The 26,632-nt window shown below is 50.6% G+C and carries 25 protein-coding genes and 3 pseudogenes; 14 read left to right on the plus strand and 14 right to left on the minus strand.

The genetic code is table 11. The features are described from left to right. From AC007G_RS27650 to AC007G_RS27660, 3 genes are all read left to right on the plus strand, one after another. Positions 1 to 634: IS3 family transposase (locus tag AC007G_RS27650; RefSeq protein WP_479466745.1), on the plus strand; the 634-nt coding region annotated here is incomplete at its 5' end. A gap of 344 nt (positions 635 to 978) precedes the next feature. Then, positions 979 to 1,605, plus strand: a complete 627-nt coding sequence (locus AC007G_RS27655; RefSeq protein ID WP_016946792.1) for a ParA family plasmid-partitioning AAA ATPase — start codon at positions 979 to 981, stop codon at positions 1,603 to 1,605. Next, on the plus strand, positions 1,602 to 1,904 hold the full coding sequence (locus AC007G_RS27660) for a hypothetical protein (RefSeq protein ID WP_004197636.1): 303 nt from the start codon (positions 1,602 to 1,604) through the stop codon (positions 1,902 to 1,904). The genes AC007G_RS27655 and AC007G_RS27660 overlap by 4 nt, the downstream gene beginning before the upstream one ends. A 431-nt stretch (positions 1,905 to 2,335) precedes the next feature. Here the strand turns inward: AC007G_RS27660 and AC007G_RS27665 are convergent, their stop codons facing one another. The 4 genes and pseudogenes from AC007G_RS27665 to ccdA form a co-directional block, all read right to left on the minus strand. After that, the gene (locus tag AC007G_RS27665; RefSeq protein ID WP_016240356.1) at positions 2,336 to 3,130 is read right to left on the minus strand and encodes a site-specific integrase; all 795 of its coding nucleotides are present in this window, start codon (positions 3,128 to 3,130) and stop codon (positions 2,336 to 2,338) included. A 197-nt stretch (positions 3,131 to 3,327) separates the two neighbouring features. After that, positions 3,328 to 4,343, minus strand: a pseudogene (locus AC007G_RS27670) (hypothetical protein). 193 nt (positions 4,344 to 4,536) lie between these two features. Then, on the minus strand, positions 4,537 to 4,842 hold the full coding sequence (ccdB, locus tag AC007G_RS27675) for a type II toxin-antitoxin system toxin CcdB (protein WP_006788214.1): 306 nt from the start codon (positions 4,840 to 4,842) through the stop codon (positions 4,537 to 4,539). A 1-nt stretch (position 4,843) separates the two neighbouring features. Beyond that, positions 4,844 to 5,062: a type II toxin-antitoxin system antitoxin CcdA gene (ccdA, locus tag AC007G_RS27680; RefSeq protein WP_006788213.1), complete on the minus strand. Its 219-nt coding sequence runs from the start codon at positions 5,060 to 5,062 to the stop codon at positions 4,844 to 4,846. 678 nt (positions 5,063 to 5,740) lie between these two features. On the opposite strand from ccdA, the gene AC007G_RS27685 reads away from it, so the two are divergent. From AC007G_RS27685 to AC007G_RS27700, 4 genes and pseudogenes are all read left to right on the plus strand, one after another. Beyond that, positions 5,741 to 6,331: a plasmid pRiA4b ORF-3 family protein gene (locus AC007G_RS27685; protein WP_012477564.1), complete on the plus strand. Its 591-nt coding sequence runs from the start codon at positions 5,741 to 5,743 to the stop codon at positions 6,329 to 6,331. A gap of 136 nt (positions 6,332 to 6,467) precedes the next feature. Further along, positions 6,468 to 7,040: a recombinase family protein gene (locus AC007G_RS27690; RefSeq protein WP_001493762.1), complete on the plus strand. Its 573-nt coding sequence runs from the start codon at positions 6,468 to 6,470 to the stop codon at positions 7,038 to 7,040. Between the two features lie 36 nt (positions 7,041 to 7,076). Continuing rightward, positions 7,077 to 8,468: an ISKra4-like element ISKpn19 family transposase gene (locus tag AC007G_RS27695; protein WP_001493761.1), complete on the plus strand. Its 1,392-nt coding sequence runs from the start codon at positions 7,077 to 7,079 to the stop codon at positions 8,466 to 8,468. Positions 8,469 to 8,500: 32 nt separating this feature from the next. Beyond that, positions 8,501 to 8,929, plus strand: a pseudogene (locus tag AC007G_RS27700) (recombinase family protein); the annotation flags it as partial. 318 nt (positions 8,930 to 9,247) lie between these two features. Here the strand turns inward: AC007G_RS27700 and AC007G_RS27705 are convergent. Beyond that, positions 9,248 to 9,904 (minus strand): quinolone resistance pentapeptide repeat protein QnrS1, encoded by a 657-nt coding sequence (locus tag AC007G_RS27705; RefSeq protein ID WP_001516695.1) that lies wholly within the window; start codon positions 9,902 to 9,904, stop codon positions 9,248 to 9,250. A gap of 394 nt (positions 9,905 to 10,298) precedes the next feature. Between AC007G_RS27705 and AC007G_RS27710 the strand changes: the two are divergent. Then, positions 10,299 to 11,314, plus strand: a pseudogene (locus AC007G_RS27710) (IS3 family transposase); the annotation flags it as partial. 42 nt (positions 11,315 to 11,356) lie between these two features. Here AC007G_RS27710 and AC007G_RS27715 read toward each other — a convergent pair. Then, entirely contained in the window at positions 11,357 to 14,362 is a 3,006-nt protein-coding gene (locus AC007G_RS27715) for a Tn3-like element Tn3 family transposase (protein ID WP_045347685.1), read from the minus strand. A 163-nt stretch (positions 14,363 to 14,525) separates the two neighbouring features. On the opposite strand from AC007G_RS27715, the gene AC007G_RS27720 reads away from it, so the two are divergent. Next, positions 14,526 to 15,098 (plus strand): recombinase family protein, encoded by a 573-nt coding sequence (locus tag AC007G_RS27720; RefSeq protein ID WP_001556711.1) that lies wholly within the window; start codon positions 14,526 to 14,528, stop codon positions 15,096 to 15,098. 8 nt (positions 15,099 to 15,106) lie between these two features. Beyond that, a complete protein-coding gene (locus tag AC007G_RS27725; RefSeq protein WP_004118313.1) occupies positions 15,107 to 15,511 on the plus strand; it encodes an ArsA-related P-loop ATPase in 405 nt (134 codons plus the stop codon). A gap of 30 nt (positions 15,512 to 15,541) precedes the next feature. Here the strand turns inward: AC007G_RS27725 and arsC are convergent, their stop codons facing one another. From arsC to arsR, 5 genes are read right to left on the minus strand one after another with little or no spacing between them, the layout of a single operon-like run. Next, a complete protein-coding gene (arsC, locus tag AC007G_RS27730) occupies positions 15,542 to 15,967 on the minus strand; it encodes a glutaredoxin-dependent arsenate reductase (RefSeq protein ID WP_000065758.1) in 426 nt (141 codons plus the stop codon). A 12-nt stretch (positions 15,968 to 15,979) separates the two neighbouring features. Further along, on the minus strand, positions 15,980 to 17,269 hold the full coding sequence (gene arsB, locus AC007G_RS27735) for an arsenite efflux transporter membrane subunit ArsB (RefSeq protein WP_479466746.1): 1,290 nt from the start codon (positions 17,267 to 17,269) through the stop codon (positions 15,980 to 15,982). A gap of 48 nt (positions 17,270 to 17,317) precedes the next feature. Next, positions 17,318 to 19,069, minus strand: coding sequence for an arsenite efflux transporter ATPase subunit ArsA (gene arsA, locus AC007G_RS27740; RefSeq protein ID WP_001556710.1), 1,752 nt, complete (start codon positions 19,067 to 19,069; stop codon positions 17,318 to 17,320). A 17-nt stretch (positions 19,070 to 19,086) separates the two neighbouring features. Further along, positions 19,087 to 19,449, minus strand: a complete 363-nt coding sequence (gene arsD / locus AC007G_RS27745) for an arsenite efflux transporter metallochaperone ArsD (protein WP_000783215.1) — start codon at positions 19,447 to 19,449, stop codon at positions 19,087 to 19,089. Between the two features lie 47 nt (positions 19,450 to 19,496). After that, on the minus strand, positions 19,497 to 19,850 hold the full coding sequence (arsR, locus tag AC007G_RS27750) for an As(III)-sensing metalloregulatory transcriptional repressor ArsR (protein ID WP_001114073.1): 354 nt from the start codon (positions 19,848 to 19,850) through the stop codon (positions 19,497 to 19,499). A 289-nt stretch (positions 19,851 to 20,139) separates the two neighbouring features. Between arsR and AC007G_RS27755 the strand changes: the two genes are divergently transcribed. The 4 genes from AC007G_RS27755 to AC007G_RS27770 all read left to right on the plus strand — a co-directional run bounded on the left by AC007G_RS27755 (position 20,140) and on the right by AC007G_RS27770 (position 21,795). Then, positions 20,140 to 20,376 (plus strand): hypothetical protein, encoded by a 237-nt coding sequence (locus tag AC007G_RS27755; protein WP_060415434.1) that lies wholly within the window; start codon positions 20,140 to 20,142, stop codon positions 20,374 to 20,376. Next, positions 20,373 to 20,948, plus strand: coding sequence for a hypothetical protein (locus AC007G_RS27760; protein ID WP_060415435.1), 576 nt, complete (start codon positions 20,373 to 20,375; stop codon positions 20,946 to 20,948). Before AC007G_RS27755 ends, AC007G_RS27760 begins: the two co-directional genes overlap by 4 nt. A gap of 33 nt (positions 20,949 to 20,981) precedes the next feature. Next, a complete protein-coding gene (locus tag AC007G_RS27765; protein WP_045899846.1) occupies positions 20,982 to 21,464 on the plus strand; it encodes a hypothetical protein in 483 nt (160 codons plus the stop codon). A 106-nt stretch (positions 21,465 to 21,570) separates the two neighbouring features. Beyond that, entirely contained in the window at positions 21,571 to 21,795 is a 225-nt protein-coding gene (locus AC007G_RS27770; RefSeq protein WP_074168400.1) for an Hha/YmoA family nucleoid-associated regulatory protein, read from the plus strand. 38 nt (positions 21,796 to 21,833) lie between these two features. Here AC007G_RS27770 and AC007G_RS27775 read toward each other — a convergent pair whose 3' ends face one another. The 3 genes from AC007G_RS27775 to AC007G_RS27785 form a co-directional block, all read right to left on the minus strand. After that, entirely contained in the window at positions 21,834 to 22,814 is a 981-nt protein-coding gene (locus AC007G_RS27775; RefSeq protein ID WP_370597354.1) for an IS5-like element ISKpn26 family transposase, read from the minus strand. 40 nt (positions 22,815 to 22,854) lie between these two features. Beyond that, entirely contained in the window at positions 22,855 to 24,147 is a 1,293-nt protein-coding gene (locus AC007G_RS27780) for a DUF2254 domain-containing protein (RefSeq protein WP_023304011.1), read from the minus strand. Positions 24,148 to 24,210: 63 nt separating this feature from the next. Then, the gene (locus AC007G_RS27785; RefSeq protein WP_047353163.1) at positions 24,211 to 26,208 is read right to left on the minus strand and encodes a BCCT family transporter; all 1,998 of its coding nucleotides are present in this window, start codon (positions 26,206 to 26,208) and stop codon (positions 24,211 to 24,213) included. Positions 26,209 to 26,632 lie beyond the last annotated feature (424 nt).

Consider the following 26,632-nt stretch of genomic DNA (forward strand, 5'->3'; position numbering starts at 1 on the left):
TCATGTTAATCACAAGCGCGTGTACCGTCTTTACCACCTTAACGGGCTGGGCGTAAAACGCAGACGACGTCGTAAAGGGCTGGCAACAGAACGTCTGCCGCTGCTCCGCCCGGAGGCGCCCAACCTGACCTGGTCGATGGATTTTGTCATGGACGCGCTGGCCACCGGTCGCAGGATCAAGTGCCTGACCTGCGTGGACGACTTCACGAAGGAGTGTCTGACAATTACCACCGCATTCGGGATTTCAGGCGTTCAGGTCACGCGAATTCTGGACAGCATTGCACTGTTTCGCGGCTATCCGGCGACGATAAGAACTGACCAGGGGCCGGAGTTTACCTGCAGAGCACTTGACCAGTGGGCTTATGAGCATGGGGTGGAGCTGCGGCTTATCCAGCCGGGCAAGCCAACACAGAACGGATTTATTGAAAGTTTTAACGGACGATTCAGGGATGAGTGCCTCAATGAGCACTGGTTCAGCGATATCGTTCACGCGAGGAAAACGATTAATGACTGGCGGCAGGATTATAACGAGTGTCGTCCACATTCATCGCTGAACTACCAGACTCCGGCTGAATTTGCGGCGGGCTGGCGAAACGGGAAATATGAAGAAAAACCAACCGACATTACTAACTGAAGGTTGTATCTAATCCTGGGGGCAGGTCATTCCCACTACACCCCACTTTTTGCTTCACGCGGTCATAACTGGTTGATACTACCCTCCCTAAAGGTAGCCTGGAGTTGAAAGCCGCATTATGCGGTTCTATGGGGATTTCGGATAAAGGCACCACTTTGCTATCTTGTTATCTTGTTATCTTGTTATCCTAACATCTTACCAATTTGTTAAGGTATAAAGGTAATTCAATTATAATTCATGTAGTTATTAACTTAATAAGATGTTAACTTAATAAAGGTATTGCAATATTGCCGCCTGTTTGGCAATATTAAGTTGTTAACTTAACAACTTAATATGAGGCTGTGATGATAATAGTATTGGGTAGTCAAAAGGGTGGGGTTGGTAAAAGTACACTGGCGGTATCTATAGCTGCGTATCTGATGTCACTGGGCAATCGAGTGATCATTGTCGACGCAGATGACCAGAAATCTGTATTGACCTGGTACAACAATCGTCCTGAAGATCTTCCCCATATTCCGGTTACTGGCGCAACAGGCAACATCAAAGCCATGCTAAAGGAACACGAGAAATCTTATGACTTTGTCATCGCAGACTGTGCTGGCCGCGACAGTGCAGAAATGCGTAGTGGGTTGATGGCCGCTGACGTATTCATTTCTCCGTTGCGGCCTTCTCAGATGGACCTGGATGTAGTGCCTCATACATGCTCTGTTTTTACAGCAGCAAAAGATTTTAATGAGGACGTCCGGGGATATCTCGTTTTAAACATGACGCCCACGAACATGTTTGTCAATGAAGCAAATCAGGCAGCTGACGTACTCAAGGATTATCCTGAAATGCGGCTGGCTAACTCCCGAGTTTGTGATCGAAAAGCGCATCGAGATGCTTGGGCAGAATCAATGACAATATTTGAAACGCAAAATGACAAAGCACAACAAGAAATCGAATCGTTAGTTAAAGAGGTTATTCTGTGAGAAATAGAGCAAATACTCCATCTCGTGATGAGGCAGCGTTTATTAACGGTGGTACTGCTGGTATTGATAATACCAAAGTGACTTCAGAGAGACCATTGGCTGTAAGTAAAGCAAAACCAGTGAGCATTTCCTTTTTTGAAGAAAACTTAAAAGACATTGATGATCTTATAACGGGTGAAATGATTTCAGGTAAAAGCAGAGTGAATCGTTCTGACGTAGTCAGGGCAGCGGTAGAGGCACTAAAAAGTTTATCAAAAACAGAGATATCCAGATTAATCGCAGAAGCAAAACAACGATAATATCTTGTTATCTTGTTATCTTGTTATCTTGTTATCTTGTTATCTTGTTATCTTGTTCAGGGTGGTAATACCTTTTATATCGAGGCAATAACTGCGCGATAGTGAAAATTTGGGGGTGGCCTCAGTCCTATACATAAGGGGATATACATGAATTCAAATACTACAATTGCCTTATATTTTTCGCTTGCATTACTATTTACGTTGCTATCAGTGGCTGGTAGCAACCATGATTTAGCAGGAGTTGTATCTCAATTATTCTTTATTTTCATGGCTGCATTTTATTTCTTTAGGGCAATGAGGGCCTTTCTGAACATCATTAATGTGATTGATAGCTGTAGAAGGTGAGGCAGGATAAGCCCCCCATTAAGCTTGGACTGTTTCCCACACAAGAACTACTTTAGGTCGAAACCTGGGGTATACCCATAGTTGACCTATGTAGATTGGTCTGGGGTTAACTTTTTTATCAACGCAACAGCTTCAGCTTCCGGCATGGCGAACTGCACACGATGGCGCGCTGCGACATCGAGCGCAAACACCTTCGTATAGACCTCCGTCGAGCTAATCGATTTGTGGCCCATCAGGCTCTGCAGCACTTTCAGCGGAATACCGGCGTACAGCATGTGCATCGCGTAGGAGTGACGGAACGTATGGGGGGTCACCGGTACTGAGAACGTCACCCCGTCGGCCGCTGCGGCCTCCACCGCTTCGCTAAGCCAGGTGCGGACGGTACGGTCTGTGATCTCCCAGATACGCGCCTTCTCAATTCTGCCGGTGTGCTTGTTTCGTCTTTCCAGCGGAATTTTCAGGGTGGCCACCATCATCTGTAGCTGGCTGACGTAGTGGTGATCGGAAAGCGGAACAAGACGATGGACCTGACTGCCTGCGGGAGCACGACCTGCCGTCCTGGCCGCTTTCTCGGCGCGCTGCTTGAGCGTGGCCAGCTGCACGAACGGATACGGCGGCGTCAGTGAAAAATCCCCCCGGGTCAGCGCGAGCGCTTCATTAATGCGCGCGCCGGTGTTCCACAGCGTCGCCAGCAGCATCTTGCGGTGAAGATCCGGCACGTAATGGAGCAGGGCGCTGACTTCCGGCGCCAGCAGGTATTTCGGCAGTTCATCCTGCACGAGCGCCATCTGGCGCAGGGCGAGGGCGGCAGGGTAATCGATGGCCACCGGAAGCAATGTTCCGGGAGATGACGGAGATCCAACTGGAACCAGGTTATTCATAATTTCTGTTAACTTTTTTCTTTGCCGAGAATTTTCTTCGTAATATTACCGGAGTCAGGATGACTAACCAGCCAGCGACGGCCAGCCAGAAAACAGACGAAGTCGCAAACAAAACTACCCCGTCAGTGATTACAGACACGATATTTTCGGGCACTGGTTTCAGTCCTCTTCAGTGTGTGGCTATGGAACGGGAACATTCATGCCCCCAACATCCACTTGATAAAGTCCAGAAAAGTCACCAAGCCCCCCAGAATAAGGCCAGGTTGACGACTTTCTCCCACAGGATAGAAAGGCGATTTGTCTGCAGGTCAACGAGCTCCTCACTTTGCGAGGCAAGATCCCTTTCCAGATCCAGGATCCTTTACTGCGACTGAGCACACAGGGTAGCCAGCCGGATGACCCCGGTTGCCCGTTGCTCCACCTCCTGGTCAGAATCCCCGCTCTGCGGCAGAGACAGTTTTGCTGCCCGCAGCGGCAGGGCATCACATTTCCCGTCCGGGAGCGGGCGCCATTTCCTGTGCAACAGATGAAGAAAAGGATGCTTCTTTATTGAACCAATTAACTGTTTTTTCGACAATATTTCCCCTTCCAGCTGCACAATTTTTTCCTGCAGCCCGCGGTAACCGTCTTCCAGCCGGCGTACTCCGGATGCCAGGGGCTCCACCCGGAGCGTTGAACTCCTGCTCCGCGGCAACTGCAGTTCGTCTACCCCCAGCGGCATTGAGCAGTTATGCCCGGCCGGGAACCGGAACCCCATTGCATGCCACAGCCTGTCCCTCCGGATCTGGTTTTCTTCGCTTTTTTCATCAGCCTTCGAAATGTCAATCGGCCAGACCCTGGTTTCAGGCGGCAGACCTCTGGCCCAGAGCACAAACTGCTGCGTGATCCAGGTACCCAGGCCGTGTCCCCGCAGGCGCTCTTCCAGTCTGAATTCCTCTGTAAACAGGTGCAGGGAACTCAGTAGAGGCCAGTAATTTGCAGTGAAAGTCTGAGTCTTCGTCTGTTCAGTATCGGCCAGATACAGTGTCATTATGCAGGAGGCCCGATACAACGCGTTGGAATTACGTTCAGAAGCAGGCCCCCACGATTCCTCCCTGCTCAGAATGACGACCAGATTTTCCTCCTGGCGGGTACTGTTATTTGTAATGATATCCGCCAGTGTCACGAGCCACATTGTTTTGTCGACATCAGTCCGGGTCACGCCGTCGGTCATCTTTTTTTTTCCCTGAGGGTTATACCCTGCAACTGTCAGCAGTGATCGGATAGGGGAGTGTCCCCTGACGCCGCGAAAGACGGCAGGCCATCCGCTCCGGAGGAGCAGTTCAGTACAGTCACCGTGTGAGGGGTAATCTCTGCGGCAATGCTTCGCTTTGACATCCTCCCTGTCTTTCCGGGCGGGAAGGAGGTCAGATCCCCCAGAACATCAGGTTAATTGCGTTTTTGATGTCATTTTCCCGGTGGCGGAGATCGGCCACTTCCTCCCCGGTGACGGAGGCCGGGACGCTGGCCATGTCCGTGGTCATCAGGCGCCAGCTCTCGTCCCCGATGTGCACCACCGGATAGAGCTCACGGGAGACCTTATCCGACAGCAGCCGGGCGCTGGCCAGCGGGATCACCATCCGCCGCCCGGGGGTATCGATGATGTCACTCTGCACATCCACGAACAGACGATAGCGGCTCTCTCTTTTATAGGCATAAACCTTAAACTGCATCTCACCAGTCCCTGTTTTCGTCGGCGAATGAACCGTTCATTTCAATAAACCGGGCAACCTCAGCCATCCCTTCCTGATTTTCAGCCTGCCAGCGTTCGGCACGCAGACGTCGGGCTTCATTCTGCATGGCCCTGTTCACCAGGCCGGAGATATTGACGTCCGCGGATTTCAGTAACTGATAGCTGTCGCTGTCGATGGTGACGGTGATGCGCTGCTTCATAATGCACTCCGGAATGCATACTAATGGTATGCATATCAGTATAGCTTAATGATGAAGCTGACACACGCCCGGCAGAAGCATACTGTTATGTCGCTATTCATTTCACACTGTGAACCTCCCATCAGAAATAATCAACCAGGATATAACAATCATCCACACAGTCACGCTGTTAAATTACCGGACGACCGTTCCGGTCGGATCCGACTTTCCGCGCTTTACTAAGTTTCCGGAAGTGTATCACGGTCAGGGAATAACCACACCGCCCTTTTCCGGTGGTGCGCGGGCGGTCACGGGGCAGGGGGTAAACACTATATATAGAAGGAAAATCAGCTGAGCGAGTGGCACATGTTGTGTTTCCTGGCCGCTGCGCGCCGGAGGGAAGGAAGAAGATCCGGAACAGACAATTTTCGGATCTGCGCGGCGGGAATCCCTCAAGAGATATGATAATCAAACCAGACGCATAAAATCATACTGAGTGTGATATTTATCATTAACCAAATAATCATATCTGATATGATGTTTGTCACATAGGAACTAAATCATATAGAGTATGATTTTTAACATAACGGGACATCTTCAGACGGAGGAGAGCATGAAAAACCTCGGGGCAGCCATCGAATGATGCCATCTACAGGGGTTAAAATAACCACCATCATTTCATAACAATACCTGCTGACTATGAAGATCTACGTCATCAAAATAGCAGTTCATGGAGTCAGTCCGATGGTCTGGCGTCGGCTGAGAATTGCTGCCGACACGTCACTGGCCGCGCTTCACTTCATTTTCCAGATAGTGCAGGGCTGGGGGGACGACCATCTCCATCAATTTCACATTTATGGCAAAGATTACGGTATCTCCTACGAAGGAGGCATCGGTTTTGTCGATAATCCGTTCCGGGTCGTGATTGATGATTTTGCTTTTGATGCTGGCGATCGCTTTACCTATGAATACAATTTCTTTGAGCACTGGCTTCATGACATTCGTGTTGAGGCCATTTATGAAAACTCTACGCTGAAAGCGCCGTTTTGTATAAGCGGCCATGGTATGCCCGGAGCCACAGCTGCGGATGAGTTCGATAAAACCCTGGCGTTTCTTGAAGCTATCGTTAATGCGGATGATGAAACAACGGTCGGCGAGATCCGCCCTTTTGCTGACGACCTGGATGCTGTCAGGTTCAACCGCCACAAAATCAACCGGCAACTGAGCAGGCTCGACCTTGCATCTCCGGTACTGGAGCCTGAAGTTATCTGGCTGGGCCGTCGTCGCTGACTGATGTCTATAAAGGTATACGTTTTCAGCATGCCTCTCAGATCCCCGAAAAAATGTCTATAAACCTCCCTAAATCAGTGTTTATGGATTATTCTTTAAATCTCTATGATGTTTAAAGACCTTCCGGAGGTTTTGCGTGCAATATGCCTACATCAGGGTAAGCTCGGCCGATCAGAATACGGCCCGTCAGGAAGAGGCATTGTCAAAGGCGGGTTTTCAGCCTGATAAAATTTGTGTTGAGCATGCCAGCGCGAAGGACACAAACCGCCCGGGGTTACAGGAACTCCTGGGGCAATTACGCCCTGGTGATACGCTTCTGGTTCATTCCATCGATCGCCTTTGCCGGAATATGTCGGATATGTGCGCTGTCACCACCCGGCTTCGTGACCAGGGCGTTACCCTTATTTTTCTGAAAGAGCAGCTGACGTTCAGCGCCGGCACAAACAATCCGATGCAGGAACTGCAGCTGCACATGATGTCGGCATTCAGCCAGTTTGAACGAGCCTTACTGAAGGAAAGGCAGGCCGACGGCATCGCCGCGAAAAAAGCACGGGGTGAAAAAACAGGGCGCCCCGGCGCCGATATCAAAAAGATCCAGGAAATTGACGCACTCAGAAGCAGAGGGGTCAGGCTCAGGATCGCCTGCGACCATGCGGGCCTTGGCGTTTCCACATATTATAAGCTTCGTCACCAGATGAACAACCAGTAGCCGGGAGATAGTCATCCACCACAGCAGGAGGCAATGATGCAACTGACGCTCCAGATAGTCATCACCGATGAATCAGGCTCCAGTCGAACGGAGGAACTGATGACAATCCAGAAATCAGGGGAGACCCGGAACGACATCGGATTATCGGTGTCAGAATCCAAGCTGTTGCTGAATACGGTCCAGCAGTCGGTGGTCCAGCTGCAGGCAGACGAATATACTCAACACCATATCCGGTGCCCTCACTGCCTTGCTGCGCGCAGAATCAAAGGCAAACAGAAAATACGGTACCGGACGCTGTTTGGCGTTATTCCGGTATCCGGGCTTCGGGTGTACCGGTGCCGTTGTGAAGAGAGTGATACAAAGACAGTCAGTTTGCTCAGCGACTGGGCCGGCGATTATTCTCACCCGGCACTGAAATATATTGAAACCCGCTGGGCCTCGATGATCTCCTATGAAATGACGACTCGTCTGCTGAAAGATATTCTGCCGGTGGGCCACAGCCTGAATGCCTCAACGGTGAGGAATCATTTATGCCAGGTGGCGCAGCGTCTTGACGCTGAGGCTGAAGCTCATTCAGGTTTTCTTTCCGGCTGCCCCCGCGACTGGGGGAACCTGCCCAGGCCAGGAAAACCGCTTGTGGTGGGTATAGATGGTGGTTATGTTCGCGATCGGGATGACAAAAAGCGTAATTTTGAAATTATTGCCGGGAAGTCTTTTTCCGTTGGTGCGCCTGCTGACACCCGCCGCTTCGGTTTTGTTCAGAAGGATGACTGTCATCCGGAACGCAGGCTCATGACCCACCTTTCAGCGCAGGGAATGCAGGCCAACCAGCAGATATTTTTTCTGTCCGACGGCGCGGATAATCTCAGGGACCTCCAGTTCGGTATGTACCCTGAGTCAACGCATGTGCTGGACTGGTTTCATATCACCATGAGGCTGAAGGTGCTCATGCAATATGCCCGGGGACTGCTGGTATCAGATCCAGAGGCGGGGAGTAAAGTTCTGGCACTGCTGGAAAGCATTAAACGATATCTCTGGCATGGCAATGTTGTCGCTGCGCTGGAACATATTGATAATTGCGTTATGTATTGCGATGACCCTGAACTCAGCTATCCTAGCCTGAAATCCCTGCAAAAACATCTGGATGAAATGTATACCTACATCCGGAATAATAAGATGATGATCCCAAACTACGGCGAAATGCGTCGGTACGGAGAGCCGGTATCAACCGCGTTTGTGGAATCCACGATCAATGAAGTGATCGCCAGACGAATGGCCAAAAAGCAGCAGATGCAGTGGAGCAGAAAAGGGGCTCATTATTTGTTACAGACCCGGACCGCCGTTTTGAATAACGAACTGCAGGATAAATTTGTCTGCTGGTATCCGGGTTTTCAAAGTGACGGGAAGGGACCAGCGATGGCAGCATAGCTCACGCTGCCCCAATATTTTTTATGCTCTCGGTCGTATGGAAGCTGGACCGCCTCGGTCGTGATCTTCGTCATCTCATTAATACAGTGCACGACCTGACCGCGAGGGGGACCGGTCTGAAAGTGCTGACCGGTCACGGGGCGACTATCGACACAACAACGGCCGCTGGCAAGCTTGTCTTCGGTATCTTTGCCGCACTGGCGGAGTTTGAGCGCGAACTGATTGCTGAAAGAACGACTGCAGGTCTGGCATCAGCAAGAGCCCGTGGGCGGAACGGCGGCCGACCTTATAAAATGACGCCAGTCAAACTGCGACTGGCAATGGCATCAATGGGACAATCAGAAACAAAGGTCAGTACGCTATGCCAGGAACTTGGGATAACCCGGCAAACTTTGTACAGGCATATTTCCCCTGTTGGTCAACTGCGGGCGGACGGGATCAAGCTGCTCAACCGTGGATAATTTGAACGGACGGAAAAATCTGGGGTTCCGGCGTAGTACCCCTATCACCTCCACATTTTTGCAACAGTGCCTTATAAATGGCAGCCTTATGTTTACTTGCCAAGATGGGCTACCATATGATGTTTTATACTGAGCAATATTAATATTATCTTTAATGGAAAAATTAAGCCCACTAAGTGACCCACTGCTATATGGCTCTATTGTGAAGACGCCTGAGGGTAAAAATTTATACATGGTTGTCCCTATGTCTATTATTGCAAGGTTGACAATATTATTCGTTTTATAAATTTGAGCGTTTAAAATCACACATCAAAGCAATTAGTCAGGATAAACAACAATACCCAGTGCTTCGAGAATCAGTTCTTGCTGCCAGGCTGCAATTTTGATACCTGATGTATCGACTTTGCGGGGATCTAAACCGTCGAGTTCGGCGTGGCATAAATTGGCACCCTGTAGGCTAAATTGCCCCCAGACATCTTCGGAAAAAACACCTCGACTTAAGTCTGACTCTTTCAGTGATGCACCCGCTAGGTTCGTTCCTATCCAGCGATTTTCAAACAACTCACATTTTTCTAAACAAACCCTCTCCATATTGGCATAGGAAAGATTACATCCAGAAATAAATGCTGAGCAAAAGTACATACGATTACTCACTTGATGGGCAAAGTTTGTTCGGGAAAAGTTGGCACCTTTTAAATCACACGCACGGAACTCTATACCGTAGCAATTGGCATTACTGAAGTTTGCCATCGCAAGTTGGCATTGTTGGAAACTTGCATCACGAAGATCTGCGACATCAAAGTGGCAGCCTTCGATATCACCCTGTTCAATGAACTTGCAGTTGACGAATGTCGTATCACGCAAGTTAGCACGTCGAAAGTCGCTGCGAATGAATGTGCAAGCGGTGAAGGTGAGATCACTTAAGTCTTTATGTGAAAAGTTGTGGTGCCGATATGTATGATTGTAGGTTTCCATGAGTACTCCTTGTTGAAAGGAGGGCTAGACTACCATTATACATATGCCAAGACATTAAAATAAAAGCCTGTTACATCAACACATTACAACCCCTCAATTTACCTGTTTTAAGTGGTCAAATTGGCGCGTAGAGCGCCTATCGCTCTTGCATTGGCACGCGGCCCTGTTGAAAAAAGTTATTCGCTTTAGATAGGGTTAGGAGAGCCGTGCTTCGCCGGTAAAAAATCGGACTATCCGACGCAGGGCGGACTCATCGGCGGAGAAGCAAACTTTGACTATATCTCCCTACACTTGGAAGAGGGCTAGACTGGCCCCATAGATCACCAGACACTTCGACTCTCTTAAAATAAGAGGTAGTCTTGGAACTATGTTTAATACCAGTCAGAACGATAAGATGGTTGAAGTGTTATCAGGACCTGAGCGGCGTCGGCGTCGTACACCGCAGGAAAAAATTGCCATTATTCAGCAGACTATGGAGCCCGGTATGACCGTGTCTCATGTCGCGCGCCTGCATGGCATCAATGCAAACCAGATATTCAAATGGCGCAAGCAATATTAAGACGGTTCACTGACGGCTGTTGCATCGGGCGAGGAAGTGGTGCCGGCCTCCGAACTCGCTGCCGCCAATAAGCAAATTCGCGAACTCCAGCGCCTTCTGGGCAAAAAGACGATGGAAGCCGAGATACTCAAAGAGGCCGTGGAGTTCGGCCGGGCAAAAAAATGGATTGCGCATGCGCCCTCGTTGCCTGGGAACGACGAATAAGCGACGTTTGCAGAAGTCTTGGCGTGTCGCGTGCGCAGTTGAGCATTCGGGTTCACCGGCCATCTGACTGACAGGATCGCAGACGGCAGCCCCGTTCTGACGATACCACCGTATTGTCCCGGATAAACATGGCGGTGGCTGACCTGCCGACGTATGGTTATCGCCGTGTGTGGGCGCTGCTGCGACGGGAGTCGGAGCGGGACGGCCTGCCTGTGGTTAATGCAAAGCGGGTGTATCGCATTATGAGAACGCATAATCTGCTTCTTGAACGTAAACCCGCTGATCCTTGCCGTAAGCGGGCCCATAAGGGGCGCGTAGCAGTAGCGGAAAGTAACCGGCGCTGGTGCTCAGATGGCTTTGAGTTCCGCTGTGATAATGGCGAAAAGCTGCGGGTGACCTTCGCGCAGGACTGCTGCGACAGGGAGATCATTGACTGGGCAGCGAGCACCGGAGGCTATGACAAAGAAACGGTGCAGGATGTCATGCTGGGTGCGGTGGAAAAACGCTTCGGAAGGCAGTTGCCAACAGTGCCGGCGTTCGCCCGGTTGCTGGGACTGGAGCCTTGTACGACAGCAGTGCGAAGCCCGGAAAGCAATGGCATAGCAGAAAGCTTCGTGATGACGATAAAACGGGACTACATCAGCATCAGGATTTTAGGGGTCTGACGCTCAGTGGAACGAAAACTCACGTTAAGCAACGTTTTCTGCCTCTGACGCCTCTTTTAATGGTCTCAGATGTCCTTTGGTCACCAGTTCTGCCAGCGTGAAGGAATAATGGCCGAGCATATTGATATGTCCGTGGCAAAGCGGGGAGAGGCGTGCGATATCTTCATCATTCAGTGTTTCACCCTGCGCCCGGAGATGATCCAGGGCTGCCTGCATATAAATAGTGTTCCATAACACGACGGCGTTAGTGACCAGCCCCAGTGTGCCCAGTTGATCTTCCTGACCGTCGGTATATCGTTTTCTTATCTCACCTTTTTGACCGTGACAGATGGCTCTGGCAACGGCATGGCGACTTTCTCCCCGATTAAGCTGGGTCAGAATGCGCCGGCGGTAATCTTCATCATCAATATAATTAAGCAGATACAGCGTTTTGTTGATGCGCCCCACTTCAATGATTGCCTGAGTCAGTCCGGAAGGACGTTCACTTTTCAGCAATGAACGGACCAGCACTGAAACCTGTACTTTGCCCAGCTTCAGGGAGCCAGCGGTCCGGATCATTTCGTCCCACTGAAGGACTATTTTTCGGGGATCTGATTGCCCTCTGGCAATATCATTCAGCACGCCATAGTCGGCATCATGGTCCATTCGCCAGAAAACCGAAGCACCGGCATCAGCCAGGCGTGGAGAAAACTGGTATCCCAGCAGCCAGAAAAGGCCAAAGACAAGTTCGCTGGCACCTGCTGTATCGGTCATAATTTCGGTTGGATTCAGCCCGGTCTCCTGTTCCAGAAGACCTTCCAGCACAAAGATAGAGTCCCTCAGCGTCCCCGGTATAACGATGCCATGAAAGCCGGAATACTGATCGGACACAAAGTTGTACCAGGTGATCCCTCTGTTATTACCAAAGTATTTGCGGTTCGGTCCGGCATTGATTGTTCTGACTGGCGTAACAAAGCGCATTCCATCTGCAGATGCCACTTCTCCTCCACCCCATATCTGTGCCAGTGGCAGCGTTGCCTGAAAATCAACCAGTCTGGCATTAGCGCTGGTGATAGTTTCAGCCCGCAGATAGTTCGCTTTTGTCCAGTTCAGCCGGTGTCGGGTCAGTGCAGGAACATTTGATCTGATCAGTGGTTCCAGACCGATATTGCAGGCTTCAGCCATCAGCACGGCGCTGATGCTGACGGGCAGATCATCAACTCTGGCACTGGCTTCACTAGCATGGAAAAACTCATCAGCAAATCCGGTATGGGCGTTAATTTCGAGCAGCAACTCCGTTAAATCCACCGGAGGGAGTAGATCACTGATCATTTTGCTCAGTCGTTTCAGACTGTCCGGCTCATCAAGACTGGCGAGGGGAGAAATTGTCAACCGGGGCTTCGGGCCAGAAACATCGAGTTCGACAGCCTCATTTTCGCAAAGACGTGCAGCAACCTGTCTGTAACGACTATCAAGCTGATGACCCAGAGATTTTATTGCTTCCTGCGGGTCTGTCGGGTGCCCCAAAGAACGATAAACCTTAATCCGGTTTGCCTGCCAGTCAGCACCCTGTAGTAATCTTGCACGAGGATCTCCCCACCGGTTACTGCCGGTAACGTAGACATCCCTCCGCCTCAGACTATCCTGCAGTTTACTGAGAAAGCAGAGCGTGTATCCCCTGCGGGTGATATGTTTTTCCTTGTTAATCACCAGCCGTTTCCATGACCGACTGATAATTTCCGTTGGTGCGTCGTCAAAAAACTGCCGCCGTGAGCTGAACTCCCGGCTGAGGTAGTCACAGGCATTCAGAGTGGTAACCCCGGCAGGTGCGGATGAAAATTTAACGGTATTCAGCAGATGGGGCAGGAAACGACGAACGCGCCCGTACTGCTCCACCATTTCTTCATGAAAATTATCGTCTGAGGGCCGGGCAATTTCACGGACAAGCGTGATGATTTCAGCCAGCTTTTGCCTTGGGATGTAGCTGAACACCTCAGCACGAATCGATTCGTCCGGTGTTTCTTCTTTCAGCAGGTACGAACATGCGCTGGCGAGCGCCAATGCAGATTTATCCAGATCCTTCAGCGAGCGGAGCCGTTTTTTCTGCCCAATCTTTCTGGCGTCACGGATGATAACGGCCAGCATGGCGTCCAGAACGTCCAATGCATCATCCAGCGCCAGCGTTTCCCATGCAAGGACAAAGGCAACCAGAACCGCCATCCTTTTCTGCGGTGACATCCTGGCAATATTGAACACCGAAGTCATACCAGCATAACGTGCGAGATTTTTCAGGCGCACAGCCGGGAGTGTACTCAGGTTTTCAGCATGCAGGCCAAAATCGTTCAGAGTTTTCCAGCGTTCAATTGCTTCATTAAACGCCGGACCACTGATGGTCACAGGGCCCTTTTTCAGTGATTCCAGTAAAGACAGGCGGCTGCAATCAGTTGGCCCCAGCAGCATCTCCAGCTGTGAACGCTGTTCGGCTGACGGTATCAGTGCCAGTTTGTTCCACAGGCGCAACGTCGCCTTTTCCCTTACCTCTGAAATCAACCGGGTCAGCGTAGTGGCTCCGGGGAGAATAATACGATGTTGCATAAGCCACCCTGTCGCCAGATCGAAAAGCAGGCCAGGACGTTCGTTGCTTATCCAGCTCCGGGTATATAAAAGACGGGTAAGGCGAAATGTCCAGGGCCAGGCAAATTCACGATACTGATAGTGCTGACGTATCAGCGCTGCATGCTCACGGCGGGTATTTTCCCTCTGACCGTATTCTGCAAGAACGGTGATATCACGAATCCCGAGCTGTCTGTCGGTAAAATGCCGGACGCCGGAAGGAATATGATTCATATCGGTGAGGAAGGTGCCCAGAAAACGGACACATCCAATTTGCAGGGCAATGCCCAGACGGTTGTGATCACCTCTGCTTTTTCCGATAAATTCCTTGTCTGCTTCATCAAGGTGAAAATATCGTGCCAGCTGAAGCTCATCCGGTTCACCGGTGAATCTGCCATAGCTTTCAGTCTGCTCAGTGGTCAGAAAGTCAACGGGCATATCGGCCTCCCTGCCTGACGGGCATTTAGTAACATTTTTCCAACCGTACGAAATGTTATAAATTCTCGGACACACTAAAATGGTGTTGTCTAGGTGTCTATTAAATCGATTTTTTGTTATAACAGACACCCACTGTCCGATATTTGATTTAGGATACATTTTTATGCGACTTTTTGGTTACGCACGGGTATCAACAAGCCAGCAGTCCCTCGATATTCAGATCAAGGGGCTTAAAGAGGCGGGGGTGAAAGCCAGTCGCATATTTACCGACAAAGCATCCGGCAGTTCTACCGACAGGAAAGGACTGGATCTGCTGCGAATGAAGGTGGAGGAAGGTGACGTCATCCTGGTGAAGAAACTCGACCGGCTTGGCCGCGACACTGCCGATATGATCCAACTGATAAAAGAATTCGACGCTCAGGGAGTCGCGGTCCGATTCATAGACGACGGGATCAGCACCGACGGTGAAATGGGGAAAATGGTTGTGACCATTCTTTCAGCTGTAGCCCAGGCCGAACGCAGGAGGATTCTGGAGCGTACGAACGAAGGACGGCAGGAGGCCAGGCTGAAAGGTATCCGGTTTGGCCGAAAGCGCATCATCGACAGAAATAGTGTACTGGCACTTCATCAGCAGGGAACTGGTGCAACAGATATTGCCCGCCGGCTCAGTATTGCCCGTTCCACTGTTTATAAAATTCTGGAAGATGAGAGCCGGGTTAATCTGAGCAAAATTTGAGGACGAACATGAGTGATGTAAAGGCATTCAACAATTGCATGAGTGTGTTCTGGCGACAGCATGAAGCCGAATTCTCTCGCTTTCTGACATCGAAGACAGGTGATAGCGAAAAAGCAGCAGACCCGGAGAAGACGAAGGTGATTATCGTGACGCTTGCCGAAACGACACCTGTACTGGAAGCCGCTAACCTGCAGCAGGATCTACGCCGAGCTGGCATCGAGCCGTGGGCATGGGTCGTTAATAACAGCCTGGCAGCTGCTCAACCGTCTTCGCCTTTCCTGAAGATCAGGGCGAACCGCGAGCTGCCTCTCATCTCTGATGTGGAAGAGCAGTATGCAAAGCGTATTGCATTAACAGCGCTACAGAGCGAAGAGCCGGTTGGTATTGACCTGCTGGAAGAAATGGCGAAGTAATAATGAAGGGGGCAAATGCCCCCTTCGTCTTTATTTCAGTCTTTTACCTGAATCATCAACGACTTTTTCACCGTCTTCCTTGGTGAAAGCCGCTTTCTGGGCATCTGGAAGGATATCGAGAACAACCTCTGAAGGACGGCAAAGTTTAGTTCCCAGTGGCGTCACTACGATCGGACGGTTGATCAGAATCGGATGCTGTAGCATAAAGTCGATGAGCTGGTCGTCAGTAAATTTATCTTCTGCAAGACCCAGTTCCTCATACGGCTCGACGTTCTTACGCAGCAAAGCCCGGACGGAAATGCCCATATCCGCAATGAGTTTGAGCAGCTCATCGCGTGAAGGTGGAGTCTCAAGGTAAAGAATAACGGTCGGCTCGATACCGCTGTTGCGGATCATCTCCAGCGTATTACGCGACGTGCCGCAGGCTGGGTTGTGATAAATGGTGATGTTGCTCATATCAGTATCTCATTACAAAGTGAAAGAGAGACGTAGCGCCAGCGCGGCCAGCGTTACAAACAGCACAGGCAGAGTCATGACGATCCCGGTGCGGAAATAGTATCCCCATGTGATGGTCATGTTCTTCTGTGAAAGGACATGCAGCCAGAGCAACGTTGCCAGGCTACCAATAGGTGTAATTTTCGGTCCAAGATCGCAGCCAATCACGTTGGCAAAAATCATCGCCTCTTTGATAACGCCTGTTGCAGTGCTGCCATCAATAGAGAGAGTACCAACCAGCACGGTAGGCATATTGTTCATGATGGAAGAGAGGAAAGCCGTCAGGAAGCCAGTACCAAACGTCGCGGCCCAAAGTCCTTTATCTGCCAGCACGTTCAACACACCGGAGAGGTATTCTGTTAGTCCGGCATTACGCAGACCATAGACCACCAGATACATTCCCAGAGAGAATATGACGATCTGCCATGGCGCACCGCGAAGCACTTTGCCAGTGTTAATGGCATGGCCTCGCTTCGCCACCGCAAACAGAATGACAGCCCCTACAGCAGCAATCGCACTGACCGGGATACCCAACGGCTCAAGGACGAAAAAGCCAACCAGAAGAAGGATCAACACTATCCAGCCGGTTCTGAAGGTTGCCAGATCTTTAATCGCTTTTGCCGGTGCTTTCAGGAGAGCCAGGTCGTAAGTTGGCGGAATATCTTTGCGGAAGAACAGATGCAGCATCACCAGCGTGGCGATAATGGCTGCGATATCCACCGGCACCATTACCGACGCATACTCAGTGAAACCCAGCCCAAAGAAGTCTGCAGAAACGATGTTAACCAGGTTGGACACGATAAGCGGCAGACTGGCCGTATCGGCAATAAACCCGGCGGCCATGACAAATGCCAGCGTAGTGCCTTTGCTGAAACCTAATGCAAGCAGCATGGCGATAACAATTGGCGTCAGAATCAATGCCGCACCATCGTTGGCAAACAGTGCCGCCACCGCTGCGCCGAGCAAAACGATATAGGTAAACAGCAAACGCCCGCGACCGTTACCCCAACGTGAAACGTGCAGCGCCGCCCATTCGAAAAAGCCCGATTCATCGAGCAGAAGGCTGATAATAATCACGGCAATAAAGGTCGCCGTCGCATTCCAGACAATATTCCACACTACAGGGATATCACCAAAATGGACTACGCCAGAGATCAGCGCCAGTACCGCGCCCAGCGTCGCACTCCAGCCGATCCCTAATCCCTTCGGTTGCCAGATAACCAAAACGATGGTCAGGACAAAAATAGCGCCTGCCAGTAACATAAATCCTCCAGACAGGACGGCTTTGCCGCCCTGTATATACAAAAAAAATTAAACAACCAGCTCTCTGAGTTTCTCGATGCCAGTGGGCTCTGCAGCCATTACCGGTACTAACGCTATGCGGCTTGCATGCTGGTTTTTCACAACCTCGATTTGAGGACGCTCTTGTAGGGCGCGCTGGCAAAGCAGCGGCGATTGCGTCTGTGCAATCGAAAGGCTGTTATTGATAATCCAGCCCCAGGGATGAATCCCCGCACGTTCAAGATCGGACTGCAGGTTTGCCGCTTCCAGTACAGGTGTGGTTTCAGGCAGAGTGACCAGCAAAACTTTGGTACGTTCCTGGTCCTGAAGCTGCATCATCGGAGTGGTAAAATGACCTTTATCCCCCATCTTCCTGGCAATCTCACGGTGATAAGCCCCGGTAGCATCAAGCAGTAATAGCGTATGCCCGGTAGGTGCCGTATCCATGACCACAAACCGTTTGCCAGCTTCACGAATTACGCGTGAAAACGCCTGGAACACCGCAATCTCTTCTGTGCAAGGAGAACGTAAATCCTCTTCGAGCAGCCGTTTCCCAGCCTCATCCAGATCCCTGCCTTTCGTCTCAAGAACATGCTGACGATAGCGTTCAGTTTCATCGTGAGGGTTGATTCGGCTGACCTGCAGATTTTTGAGGCTGCCATTGAGCGTTGTACTGAGATGTGCAGCAGGATCTGAGGTGGTGAGATGCACATCAAAACCCTTATCCGCCAGACTGACGGCGATAGCCGCAGCCATTGTGGTTTTGCCCACACCACCTTTGCCCATCAGCATAATCAAACCGTGTTCACTGCGGGCGATATCATCAACCAGGACAGACAACGACATATTCTCTGGCTTGTTCTGTGGGCTTTGTTCAGGAAGCGATGTTATCTCAGCGTGTTCGTTGAGCAGGCCTTTCAATGCGGATACACCAACCATGTTCAGCGGCTGCAGGTATAAGTTGTCTGTCGGCAAATCAGATAACCCGGCAGGAAGATTTGCCAGCGCCTCTTGCTCCCGTTGCCATATTGCAGCGGCCAGTGCATCACGTTCTGCTTCGCTCGCAGGCAGGACACCGTTAATGACTAAATACTGATTTTTAAGGCCAATAGCTGATAATTCGTCATGAGTACGAGCGACTTCCTGCAGTGTTGATTTTTGCAATCGCGCGACCAGCACAAGGCGAGTTCGTTCAGGATCGGATAATGCCTCAACCGCATGAGCATATTGCTCGCGTTGTTTTTCCAGCCCAGCCATTGGACCAAGACAGGAAGCACCATCCGGGTTACTTTCGATGAAGCTGCTCCAGGCTCCGGGAAGCTGAAGAAGGCGAATAGTGTGGCCAGTTGGGGCAGTATCAAAAATGATGTGATCAAAGCGGGTCAGCAGAGAAGCGTCAGTCAGTAAGCCAGTAAACTCGTCGAATGCAGCGATCTCTGTCGTACAAGCTCCTGAAAGCTGTTCACTGATGCTGTTAACAACGTCATCAGGCAAAAGACCTTTAATAGGGTCAACGATTCTGGCGCGGTATTGCTGGGCGGCGTCCTGCGGGTCAATCTCCAGAGCCGAAAGACCAGACACAGCAGTCACGGGCTGGATAGTGTTACCGATAGTCTGATCGAATACCTGACCGACATTGGAAGCCGGGTCGGTACTGACAAGCAGAACACGCTTTCCCAGTTCAGCCAGACGTATAGCCGTTGCGCAGGAAATCGAAGTTTTGCCTACACCTCCCTTACCGGTGAAAAACAGGTAAGACGGGATATTCTCTAAGAATTTCATATGTCCTCCTGACATACTCAACAACAGGAAGTTTTACCACCACAGCAACTGGTGGAAGCTAAACCCACCTTTTCCAGCGGTATACCAAACCAGCGAGCCAGTTCAGCGCGTTTTGGGTATCGCCCGGCCATCACCGTTTCACCATCAAGCAACAGCAGCGGAAGCCCTTCAGCTCCAGAAGCCTCAAGGAATGCTTTCGCTTTTTCGTTCTCAACGAAGCTCATAGGCTGCTGCGCCAGGTTATAACGTTCGATCTGAACCCCACGCCCTTTCAGCCATTGCACATCAGCAGAAAAATTGACCAAAACCTGATCGACATCTGAACCACAAACGCCGGTACTGCAGCACATCGCCGGATCAAACACCGTTAACATTTTCATCTTTAACACCTCATATTCGTAAAAACATATATGTACAGGCAAAATTTTTAGATACAAACAGCCTTACCGCTGCCAGAGCAGTTGGCCGATGCCAGCTTACGGGCGATGGCCTGTACGTCGTCCTGTTGACTTAACCAGGCCTGCTCAATCACCAGGGCAGCCCAGGAAGGAATATGCGGGGATAAGCGATAATGAACCCATTTCCCCTGCTTGCGATCCAGCAACAGGCCACTTTCCCGAAGCATCGCCAGATGGCGGGAGGTCTTGGGTTGTGATTGTTCCAGCGCTGTGCAGAGATCGCATACGCACAGCTCCCCCATCTCCCTGAGCAGTAGCACGATACCCAGGCGGGTTTCATCAGATAGTATTTTGAAAAGTTGTAGGGATGCAATTTCTGGCATTATGTACTCCTGCTATGAATGGGTATTGTCTCTCCACCAAAACAAGAAGTCAAAATCATATGTGTTTTCTCGCATGTGAGTGCAGGTGTCACTATGCGGTTGAAAAACGACCTGATGTGCGATCGTTACGTTAGTTGGGTAGGTAAAAAAGTCATTTGAGGCTAAAACATTGCTTAGTGCGGGCTTTCAGTTCATAGAGAAGAATGAATAATATCAATTATAACAATTGGTTATTTCCTTAGCGTACGTTTTCGTTCCATTGGCCCTCAGACCCCACGGAGCGTGCAGGATGGATGAGAAAGAAGTGAATTTTTCACTCAGCTATGAACAGCTGGCCGCGACAACAACAGAGGTCATTGAAGCTATCAAAAAGCGCCAGGATCAGACGACGGCAGCGAAAATTTCCAGTGTGGAAGCTGTCATATTTCTGTGGTCTGAGCTTGCTAAAGCAGGGGCATCCGACTTCAGCCCGGTACAGGCTGACCTCCGTCGTTTTCAGGAACGTGTAGCCGGAATGAAAGAATGAATGGAACGGTAAAAAGCCGACGTCCGTCACCGCTGCAGCGGCGGGTGCTGATTGTGCTGGCCGCCCTCGATGCGAAACGTCCGGGGCCGGTGGCGACGCGGGATATCGAGCGGGTGCTGGAGCAGGGCGGGGACGCCCCGGTGTACGGGCCGAACCTGCGCGCCTCCTGCCGGCGCATGGAAGCTGCGGGCTGGCTGCGCACCCTGCGCGCCCCGAACCTGCAGCTGGCCGTCGAGCTGACGGAGGCCGGTCGCGGCATTGCAGAACCGCTCTTCCAGGCAGAACGCGAGGCTGAAACGGCACGACAACGGCTGACAGACGTCCGGCGTCTGCCGTTACGCCAGACGGCTGCCGGTGATGCGGTGGCGCTGCAGCTGGATGACGACCATTACACCATCAGGGAAGCGGCCTACGTGATCCGTCCGGACGGGTCCACCTGCCTACAGCTGACGGATGCCGGCGGCATACGCCGGATAAAAGAGGGCGATCCCCTGCAGGTGGCCAGCTGGTATCAGACCTGTTTTGATGCAGGACTGCCGGTCACCATCCAGGTGAATGAGAGCCGGGACTGACCGACACCACATGCAAGGAATGAGAACAGAAGAATGAAATTAACAGAACCCAAACTGAATACGCTGATCGATAATCTGAATGCCCTGATTTGTGAGGACAGCCTGCTGACGCGCCAGGAGCGCGAGGATTTGGTCCGGGCCGTCGCCGCCATCGGTGCCATGAAAGCGCGCGTCAGTATGAAGAAGTCCAGCGTTCCGGCAGCGTCGAAACTAAAGGAAGAGAAACAGGAACGTGTGCCCGACCCACGTTTTCCGCATGCCGGCGAACCCTGGCGGGAAGAAGAGGGGACGATGCTGCTTGATGCCCTCGAATCCGTACCGGACGAAGAGGTGGGCGTTCATCTGTTCTGGCTGGCCGAAAAGCTGGGGCGTACCCCCTACAGTGTGGCCTGTAAAATAGCGGTTCTCCGGGACATGCCAGAAGAGTGGAAAGATCAGTACCGCAAGGTTTCGGATGATATCCGCAAGTCAGGCCTGAGCATCAGCGATTATGTTCAGCATAACGGGCTGAATTAACCGCTTTCCGTCCTGTTCTGTCGGTACACGGGGTTGTCTCATAGACAGATCTGAAGCGTACCACTTAAGATAAGCGACTTCTTCCCGGTGCTATTGCATAAATTACATGACCAGACAGGAATGGCTGTTATGCCTCAGACGCTGTACTTCCAGAGACACGCTTGAAAAAGTGATAGAAAAAAACAAATACGATCTGACCGACGACGAACTGGAACCCTTTAAGGAAGGTGCGAATAAGCAGGTCATGTCTTCCCAAGCTGACTCGCTGATTAAAATTTCGCGGATCTGGGCCGATTTTTTTCCCGCAAACACATCGAATCAGCCTATTTAGGCTATTTTTTCCACCATTTCTGGCGTTATTTCCGGTTTTTACTGAGATCTCTCCCACTGACGTATCATTTGGTCCACCCGAAACAGGTTGGCCAGGGTGAATAACATCGCCAGTTGGTTATCGTTTTTCAGCAGCCCCTTGTATCTGGCTTTCACGAAGCCGAACTGCCGCTTGATGATGCGAAACGGGTGCTCCACCCTGGCATGGATGCTGGCTATCATGTATTCGATGTTGATGGCCGTTTTGTTCTTGCGCGGATGCTGCTTCAAGGTTTTTACCTTGCCGGGACGCTCGGCGATCAGCCAGTCCACATCCACCTCGGCCAGCTCCTCGCGCTGTGGCGCTCCTTGGTAGCCGGCATCGGCTGAGACAAATTGCTCCTCTCCATGAAGCAGATTACCCAGCTGATTGAGGTCATGCTCGTTGGCCGCGGTGGTGACCAGGCTGTGGGTCAGGCCACTCTTGGCATCGACACCAATGTGGGCCTTCATGCCAAAGTGCCACTGATTGCCTTTCTTGGTCTGATGCATCTCCGGATCGCGTTGCTGCTCTTTGTTCTTGGTAGAGCTGGGTGCCTCAATGATGGTGGCATCCACCAAAGTGCCTTGGGTCATCATGACGCCTGCTTCGGCCAGCCAGCGATTGATGGTCTTGAACAATTGACGGGCCAGTTGATGCTGCTCGAGCAGGTGGCGGAAATTCATGATGGTGGTGCGATCCGGCAGGGCGCTATCCAGGGATAATCGGGCAAACAGGCGCATGGAGGCGATTTCGTACAGGGCATCTTCCATGGCACCGTCGCTCAGGTTGTACCAATGCTGCATGCAGTGAATACGCAGCATGGTCTCCAGCGGATAGGGCCGTCGGCCATTGCCCGCCTTGGGATAAAACGGCTCGATGACAGCGGTCATATTCTGCCATGGCAGAATCTGCTCCATGCGGGAGAGGAAAATCTCTTTTCGGGTCTGACGGCGCTTAGTGCTGAATTCACTATCGGCGAAGGTGAGTTGATGGCTCATGATGTCCCTCTGGGATGCGCTCCGGATGAATATGATGATCTCATATCAGGAACTTGTTCGCACCTTCCTTAGGATTTTCGCCACTGAATAAATTATAATAAATTGATTTTATAAGATATTCGTCATGGGCTATATGACCAGTACGAGTTGCATGCTCTAATGTTTCAGATGCCAGTATATGTGCGGCTTCAGCAAACATCCCAGGCCAACCCTTACTCAGCATAGACAGTCCTTTAAGGACTCTTATCTGAATCTCCCTCATACTCGCACCATCACGTGCAACAGGTAAGAAAAAGTCTTCCAGTAGGTCTTTGATCTGAAGTGGCGCAACATGTACTGAAGGATATATCACTTCAGTTTCATCTATTTTATTCTGCGCGTAAGCGGAGAGTATTCGAACACCTCTGCCAATGACATCAATCGCAGTACCGGGATCGTTTACTGCGGGCGAAAGGGCCCTGCAGGCTATTTCGGCCATGACGCTGAGACAGAATCGGGGATCCTGAGCAAATGAACGCACATCCGAGACAATGATCGTTTCAAGTAAATCGGTACAGATTGATGACTCCTGACCAGAACTCAGGTACAAAACTGGCATCGATGGATGTATGAAACTGCCTGGCTGCGCCACAAGATATACATGACGAGGATCATTGCTCAGCAGACTGCCGAGCTTGACCATGTCAATATATTCAACATAGCCAATTTTCTCCGGATATACGGCAACAGTTCCTTTTGGTTGTTCATTGTTCTCAAGCCATGGATATCCGCCAAGACATGGACTTTTTGCTCTCGCAATAAATGTCTCGATCGCCGCCTGTTCTACTTTTGCTGTTGTCTCACCTACCCTGCCCAGAGAGGTCAAATGCTGTATCCAGCGAAGCAATGTGATGATTATTAAGGCAATGACAACCAGTGTTACAATGAATAAAATGACTCTACCCCTTTCTCCGTAGGCTCCCATATTGAGGGCAATAATCCCTACCAGGCTGAAGAGAAAAGAACCGATAAAAGTGGCCAGTACATTTTGTGTGGTTACGTCTTCTACAACTAAACGCGTGGCTCTGGGCGTCACATTAGTAGTGGCTGAACCGTAAGCGGTGACCATGATACTCAGTGAAAATGTGGTCACCGCCAGCATACTCGATGCCAGTATGTTCAGAATATTATCAACTGCTTCCGCACCAACCTTCACTGATACTGACTCTGGGATCATTGATCTAAAAAGAATAGATAAAAGGGCCGTTATTATTGCTACCATTGCAAATAACGTTGCCCTGAACCATAGTTTTTTAAGTGTCTGCCTGAGAATCCATTGCCAGCGTAAAATCATTCAGCATATCCTTGTATTAAGTTCGGGAAAATAAATGCCGCCCGGCAGGACGGCATTTTTGTATTAACGAACGAGGTGCAGGAAGTGCAGGTGTTTTTCGTACTGGTCCAGTATGTCATTAATCAGCTGTTCCTGATTCCAGCCCATCACATCATAGTTTTGACCGCCTTCTTTCAGATAGACCTCAGCGCGATAATATCGATGTTGCTCAACCTGCTGCTCGTCATTGTCCATTGCAGCCATGGCGAAAGCCGGTGAGTTATAGCCACGAAGTCTCACTTCATAAATAAAGTTCAGCTCATTGCCCAAATCGACTTCAAGCCGAATTCGTTCGTCATCAGTATCACTTATATGGCTTATCGTTCCCTGTTTATTCAGTTCTTCCTGAACCAGCGTCATGGCGGGCTGGATAACGTCGCCCATAAAGCGTATCACAAGAGAGCGCTTTGGCAGATAAGCGATATTGCGCAAGCGTCTCTGCCATGGAATCGGGTTACGCGCTGCAGTCGGAGCAATAGTCGCCATGCTCAGGCTTTCACGCTTGGTCAAATCCCGACGCAGGGCTTTTAATAATCCGTATATGGATATCAGTAAAATCACTGAGAAAGGTAATGCGCTCGCTATTGTCACGGTTTGCAGCGCGCTCAGTCCCCCCGCAATCAGCAGTGCGATTGCCACAATCCCTATGAGCGAGGCCCAGAAAATTCGCTGCCATACAGGCGTGTTAGCGACGCCACCCGATGCCAGCGTATCAACAACCATTGCCCCGGAGTCAGCCGAGGTGACAAAGAAGACAATGACCATCGCCATTGCAATAAATGACAGCACGGAAGAAAACGGGAAATGCTCCAGGAAATTAAACAGGGCCAGCGCGACATCCTGCTGAACGGTATTGGCGAGATCAGCCGCCCCCTGGTGCATAATGAGATAGATTGCGCTGTTACCAAACACCGTCATCCACATGAGCGTGAAGCCGGCGGGAACAAACAGCACGCCGGTGACAAACTCGCGAATGGTTCGACCGCGCGAGACTCTTGCGATGAACATCCCCACAAACGGCGACCATGAAAGCCACCATCCCCAGTACAGTAATGTCCAGCCCCCCAGCCAGTTGCTCGACTTAGGTTCATACGCATAAAGGTTAAAAGTTTTACTCACCAGTTCAGAAAGATAACCGCCCGTATTTTCCACAAATGACTTCAGCAGAAGCACGGTTGGTCCCAGACACAGGACCAGCGCCAGCAGCAGCACTGCCAGGCCCAGGTTGAGCTCAGACAGTATACGTATTCCCTTGTCCAGGCCGGACACCACCGAAATCGTCGCTAAACCAGTGATGACAACGATTAGAATCACCTGCACCGTTTCATTAATAGGCACCCCGAAAAGATGATTCAAACCAGCATTCACCTGCAAAACACCGTACCCCAGCGATGTCGCAACGCCAAAGACGGTGCCAATAACGGCGAAAATATCAACCGCATGGCCTACAGGTCCGTATATGCGCTCGCCAATAATGGGATAAAGTGCGGAACGCAGCGTTAAAGGCAGACCGTGACGGTAACTGAAAAAGGCCAGGATCAGTGCCACAATGGCATAGATTGCCCATGCGTGCAGGCCCCAGTGGAAGAACGTCAGGCGCATTGCTTCCTTCGCTGCCGCAACGGTCTCTGGAGTGCCGACAGGAGGTGAAAGATAATGCATCACAGGTTCAGCAACGCCAAAGAACATCAGGCCGATCCCCATCCCTGCCGAGAAAAGCATCGCAAACCAGGAGTGATAGCTAAAATCAGGCTGCGCATGGTCCGGACCCAGTTTGATATCACCGTAGCGTGAGAGTCCCAGGAACGAGACACTCAGTAGAATCAGGGCCACTGCAAGGATGTAGAACCAGCTGGCATTCGTGAAGATTTGTTGCTGAAGTAGTTTAAAATTTTTGTCGGCGACATCCGGGAATACAGCGGCAAAGGCGACAAGAAGGAAAATTAACAAAGCAGATGTAAAGAATACCGCTTTGTTAATCTGGCTTTTAGACTTCTTTTGGATTGTATCATTTTCACTCATAATCATTTATTCCATTAATTAAAATCCGCACTGTATAGAGGGTACTACATCTCAAAGATTAGCAAACTTCAACTTACGATGCGGCGTCAATCGGAATGCAGAGTGCAAGAGTGGCCATACAGATATCCTGTTGATAGTCTGCCAGCCGTCTTCTGGAGCATTTGATTTGCATAAATTGCATCAGATCTGGGGATTCACTTTGATTAGAGCAATATTGAGAATGACTTACTAACGTCTGATGTTGCGTAAAGCGGGCTTTAAGGATGGTCGCAATGTCAGAGGTAAGGACAGACGTTCAGGATGCAAATAATCAGTGCCGGTTCGTCGCTGATTTTCCTTCAGGCTGACTTGTCCAAAACGAGTAACAATCGCCGGTGATGCTGCCAACTTACTGATTTAGTGTATGATGGTGTTTTTGAGGTGC

The sequence above is a fragment of the Klebsiella sp. CSG-1 genome (assembly GCF_056521145.1).

Bases quoted from the DNA above. Each gene is read 5' to 3' on its own strand.
- arsB (WP_479466746.1), bottom strand. From the start codon at position 17,269: ATGTTACTGGCAGGCGCTATTTTTGTCCTGACCATCGTTTTGGTTATC.
- AC007G_RS27785 (WP_047353163.1), bottom strand. From the start codon at position 26,208: ATGAGTGAAAATGATACAATCCAAAAGAAGTCTAAAAGCCAGATTAAC.
- AC007G_RS27665 (WP_016240356.1), bottom strand. From the start codon at position 3,130: ATGAATAACCTGGTTCCAGTTGGATCTCCGTCATCTCCCGGAACATTG.
- arsR (WP_001114073.1), bottom strand. From the start codon at position 19,850: ATGCCAGAAATTGCATCCCTACAACTTTTCAAAATACTATCTGATGAA.
- arsA (WP_001556710.1), bottom strand. From the start codon at position 19,069: ATGAAATTCTTAGAGAATATCCCGTCTTACCTGTTTTTCACCGGTAAG.
- arsD (WP_000783215.1), bottom strand. From the start codon at position 19,449: ATGAAAATGTTAACGGTGTTTGATCCGGCGATGTGCTGCAGTACCGGC.
- AC007G_RS27705 (WP_001516695.1), bottom strand. From the start codon at position 9,904: ATGGAAACCTACAATCATACATATCGGCACCACAACTTTTCACATAAA.
- AC007G_RS27765 (WP_045899846.1), top strand. From the start codon at position 20,982: ATGAAATTAACAGAACCCAAACTGAATACGCTGATCGATAATCTGAAT.
- ccdB (WP_006788214.1), bottom strand. From the start codon at position 4,842: ATGCAGTTTAAGGTTTATGCCTATAAAAGAGAGAGCCGCTATCGTCTG.
- AC007G_RS27775 (WP_370597354.1), bottom strand. From the start codon at position 22,814: ATGAGCCATCAACTCACCTTCGCCGATAGTGAATTCAGCACTAAGCGC.
- AC007G_RS27715 (WP_045347685.1), bottom strand. From the start codon at position 14,362: ATGCCCGTTGACTTTCTGACCACTGAGCAGACTGAAAGCTATGGCAGA.
- AC007G_RS27655 (WP_016946792.1), top strand. From the start codon at position 979: ATGATAATAGTATTGGGTAGTCAAAAGGGTGGGGTTGGTAAAAGTACA.
- arsC (WP_000065758.1), bottom strand. From the start codon at position 15,967: ATGAGCAACATCACCATTTATCACAACCCAGCCTGCGGCACGTCGCGT.
- AC007G_RS27780 (WP_023304011.1), bottom strand. From the start codon at position 24,147: ATGATTTTACGCTGGCAATGGATTCTCAGGCAGACACTTAAAAAACTA.
- AC007G_RS27720 (WP_001556711.1), top strand. From the start codon at position 14,526: ATGCGACTTTTTGGTTACGCACGGGTATCAACAAGCCAGCAGTCCCTC.
- AC007G_RS27755 (WP_060415434.1), top strand. From the start codon at position 20,140: ATGGATGAGAAAGAAGTGAATTTTTCACTCAGCTATGAACAGCTGGCC.
- AC007G_RS27760 (WP_060415435.1), top strand. From the start codon at position 20,373: ATGAATGGAACGGTAAAAAGCCGACGTCCGTCACCGCTGCAGCGGCGG.
- AC007G_RS27695 (WP_001493761.1), top strand. From the start codon at position 7,077: ATGCAACTGACGCTCCAGATAGTCATCACCGATGAATCAGGCTCCAGT.
- ccdA (WP_006788213.1), bottom strand. From the start codon at position 5,062: ATGAAGCAGCGCATCACCGTCACCATCGACAGCGACAGCTATCAGTTA.
- AC007G_RS27770 (WP_074168400.1), top strand. From the start codon at position 21,571: ATGACCAGACAGGAATGGCTGTTATGCCTCAGACGCTGTACTTCCAGA.
- AC007G_RS27685 (WP_012477564.1), top strand. From the start codon at position 5,741: ATGAAGATCTACGTCATCAAAATAGCAGTTCATGGAGTCAGTCCGATG.
- AC007G_RS27725 (WP_004118313.1), top strand. From the start codon at position 15,107: ATGAGTGATGTAAAGGCATTCAACAATTGCATGAGTGTGTTCTGGCGA.